The 3490-nt window shown below is 62.6% G+C and carries 3 protein-coding genes and 2 pseudogenes; all 5 read right to left on the reverse strand.

From position 1 onward, the window contains the following. Positions 1 to 80: 80 nt before the first annotated feature. A complete protein-coding gene (locus tag NKI95_RS34005; protein ID WP_352722210.1) occupies positions 81 to 500 on the reverse strand; it encodes a hypothetical protein in 420 nt (139 codons plus the stop codon). 72 nt (positions 501 to 572) lie between these two features. After that, complete coding sequence (locus tag NKI95_RS34010) at positions 573 to 962, reverse strand: IS4/Tn5 family transposase DNA-binding protein (protein ID WP_352722211.1); 390 nt, start codon at positions 960 to 962, stop codon at positions 573 to 575. 179 nt (positions 963 to 1141) lie between these two features. Continuing rightward, positions 1142 to 1903, reverse strand: a pseudogene (gene istB, locus NKI95_RS34015) (IS21-like element helper ATPase IstB); the annotation flags it as partial. Further along, positions 1893 to 3087: pseudogene (locus NKI95_RS34020) on the reverse strand (Mu transposase domain-containing protein). The pseudogenes istB and NKI95_RS34020, both read right to left, overlap by 11 nt. Before the next feature lie 107 nt (positions 3088 to 3194). After that, positions 3195 to 3422 (reverse strand): hypothetical protein, encoded by a 228-nt coding sequence (locus NKI95_RS34025; RefSeq protein ID WP_502909294.1) that lies wholly within the window; start codon positions 3420 to 3422, stop codon positions 3195 to 3197. Between the last annotated feature and the right edge of the window lie 68 nt (positions 3423 to 3490).

The following is a 3490-nucleotide window of genomic DNA, read 5'->3' on the forward strand; positions in this document are numbered from 1 at the left end:
CTCTGCGCGAACTCCACTACGTCACCCATTATGACTCGGAGTGATCGGCGCCGGCGCGCCGACGAACGAGAGACTAACCATCAAGACGATTTCGGGAAAGGTGCCTTGGCGCACCGCTTACCCTGCAGGCAGGTCGTCTCGTCCTGATCGACCGTAATGCGATGACGTCCTGCCCAAGGCGCCGCCGCAAGTTGGGCGAAGACGCGATGAGCAGGATCGTGCGGGGCAGCATCGGCAGGCCGCTCGGCCAGCCTGTTCGTCTGCACCCGCACGAGGAAGCTGGTGCCAAGGTCCTGCGCGGTGCAATAGAGCTCGTAGATGTCGCTCTCTCGGTCACCAACATGCACGCAGCGCTCGGCTGCGCCAACGAGCGCGATGGACTGGCGCAGGTTCTCCAGCCAGCGGTAGCTCTCTTTCGTCTCGATCGGCACGCGCGTGGGATTGATGTGCCGCTTGAGCGCGAGCGTTCCCTTGAATTTCGTTCGTGTCCAGAACTTCACCGCCGTCAGACCGAGGGGTGTGCCGGTGAGGGTGACGGCCCAGGCTCGAATGCATCAGCACCCCGCACAAAGTCAGCACGTTGGGCTGCCCGGCCTTGTAGCGCCCGGCGTTGATGGTCTTGGTGAAGCCGATTTTGCCCGGCTGCGCGCGGCTGTAGAAAATTCCGTCGTGTCCTGCAGGATAAGGATCGGACCTTCGCTCGCCGCAATGCGCGCCGCGGTCGCGGCGAAATGGCCTGCCAGAACGCTATGTTCGGTCACACGCGGGTTGTCAAAGAAGCGGTAGGCCGCCTTCGCCGCCGCCCAGTCGCCGCAGGCTGCCGGGATTGGCTTGCCCGGCGCAGCTGACATCTGATCCAGCAACCGTCGCAGCCGACGGGCCAGACGCTTGTCGGGAAGGGCCGCCGCAGAAAGCTCTTCCTCCTGCCAAGCGGCTTCGCTGCTGCCGTTCTTGTCTCGCATCCGTGACGCCCCCGTGATTCGGCGTAACGGACAGAATCACGGCAGATTCATACGGGGCAGTAGGCCCGCCGACGATGTGGGTTGTTGATTTCCGTTGAGAGCTGACCCGGGATTTTCGCCGAGAAGTGACCCGCCTTTATGTATGGTTTGGGTCTCAGGTTTTGGTCAAAGGGGGCGGCTTTTTCCTTCTTGCTCGTTGTGGTCTGGGCGGAGCTGTTTTTGAAGCGGAAGCTATCGTTTCCAGTCTCCAGGATGTGGCAGTGATGGGTGAGCCGGTCGAGCAGCGCCGTGGTCATCTTGGCGTCGCCGAAGACGGTTGCCCATTCGCTGAAGCTCAGATTGGTGGTGATGACGACGCTGGTGCGTTCGTAGAGCGTGCTCAGGAGATGGAACAGCAGCGCACCGCCTGAGGCACTGAACGGCAGGTATCCGAGTTCATCGAGGATTACGAGATCGGAATGGGCGAGCCGGTTGGCGATCTGGCCGGCCTTTCCCTGGGATTTCTCCTGCTCGAGCGCGTTGACGAGTTCGACAGTTGAGAAGAAGCGGATACGTTTGCGATGGTGCTCGATCGCCTGCACGCCGAGCGCGGTGGCGATGTGGGTCTTGCCTGTTCCGGGGCCGCCGACGAGCACGACGTTGTTGGCCTGGTCCATGAACTCACAGCGATGGAGCTGCCGCACGAGGGCCTCGCTGCTGGCAAAGTCGAAGCCGGCCAGATCGCGATAGACGGGAAAGCGGGCAGCCTTGAGCTGATGGGCCACAGACCTGACCTCCCGCTCGGCCATCTCGGCCTTCAGGAGTTGCGACAGGATCGGAACGGCGGCCTCGAAAGCGGGAGATCCCTGTTCGGTGAGTTCGGCGACGGCCTGCGCCATGCCGTGCATCTTCAGGCTTCTGAGCATGATGACGACGACGGCGCTTGCGGGGTCATGACGCATGGCGCACCTCCCTGGCCTGGCGCAGGGCGTCGTAGCGCTCGACATCGGCCTTCGGCTCCTTGGCCAGGCTCAACGCCTGCGGTGCATCCACGACTGAGGCCGAGAGCGGCTTGCCGTCGATCAGCCTGTGCAGGAGATTGAGGATATGGGTCTTGGTGGGACGCCGGCCTCGAGTGCCATCTCCACTGCCGTCAGCACGGCCTGTTCGTCATGCTGCAGGACAAGCGACAGGATCTCGACCATCTCTCGGTCGCCGCCGGGCTTCCTGAGGAGATGCTGTTGCAGTCGCTTGAAGGCATCGGGCAGTTCGGTGAAGGGCGCGCCGTTGCGCAAGGCTCCCGGCTTGCGCTGGATGACCGCCAGATAATGCCGCGAATCATAGACGGTCTGGCCAAGACGGTCGTGCGACCGCTCGATGATGCGGCGGTGCTCGCAGATGAGCTGCCCTTCGGCGGCAACCACAATCCGCTCCGGATAGACCCTGAGGCTGACCGGCCGGTTGGCGAAGGACGCCGGCACGCTGTAGCGGTTGCGCTCCAGATGGACCAGGCAGGTCGGAGAGACCCGCTTGGTGTATTCGACGAAACCGTCGAAGAGCCGAGACACCGGCATCAGGAACCGGGCTTCCTCGGCCCGGATGTCCTCGATTGTTCCGGGTCGGAGGCCGTGGGGAATCTGTTGCCACAGTTCCCGGCACCGCTGCTCAAGCCAGTCGTTCAGCGCCTCCAGCGATGGAAAGCGCGGCATGGGTTGCCATAGCCGGTGGCGGGAATCCTGGACGTTCTTCTCGACCTGACCCTTCTCCCAGCCCGCAGCGGCACGAAGGTGCCGCGACCGCTCGTTTGCATCTCGGGTTGACGATCCCCTTTCCAGGCACGCGCAAAGGCGGCAACCCGGCCATAAGAACCGTCGTAGCCGAGGCTCATCAGGTCGGCGTGGAACTGCTTGATCGTGCGCTTCTGCTTGCGCGGCCTGTTCGCCTCAGTCCTCAGCCAGGCCGCCAGCCGCTCCGCATAAATGTCCAGTTTGCTCGGCCGATCCGGAACCTTGAAGCGAGGCTCGACCTCACCCGATCGCAGGTATTTGCGGATCGTGTTCCGCGACAATCCCGTGCGGCGTGAAATCTCCCGGATCGAAAGCTCGTCTCGCAGATGCCAGCGTCGGATCACGCTCAGTAACCCCATGTCTATCACTCCAAAATCCCCTGCACTCATCAAGCAGGGGCAGGTTCAAACATGGGTCACTTCTCGATGGAAAAATCCCTCAATCCCGGATCAGTTCTCGGTGGAAATCAACACTCCAGTGGAAGACTGGCCAAAGCCGGGCGCTCGACTGTCTCGAAGAGCTGCCGGCGACTGACGCCCAGCCGGCGCATGACGTGGTCGTTGATGCGATCGAGCGCCTGGGCAATGGCGGCATTGGCCTCAGCCAGCGAGAAGAAGGTCTGTAGCCGCCCCAGAATGCATGACTGGGCGAAACGCACGCCGTTCTCGACTTTCGATTTGGATAAAGCCGTCAACTGCAGCCCGTGTGGGGACGACCGGCCTCACGGTCCGCATTACTCACCCATTCCACCCGCTTAAAGGC

This window comes from Mesorhizobium sp. M0306, from assembly GCF_040321655.1.
In the GTDB taxonomy this organism is placed as follows: Bacteria; Pseudomonadota; Alphaproteobacteria; order Rhizobiales; family Rhizobiaceae; genus Mesorhizobium.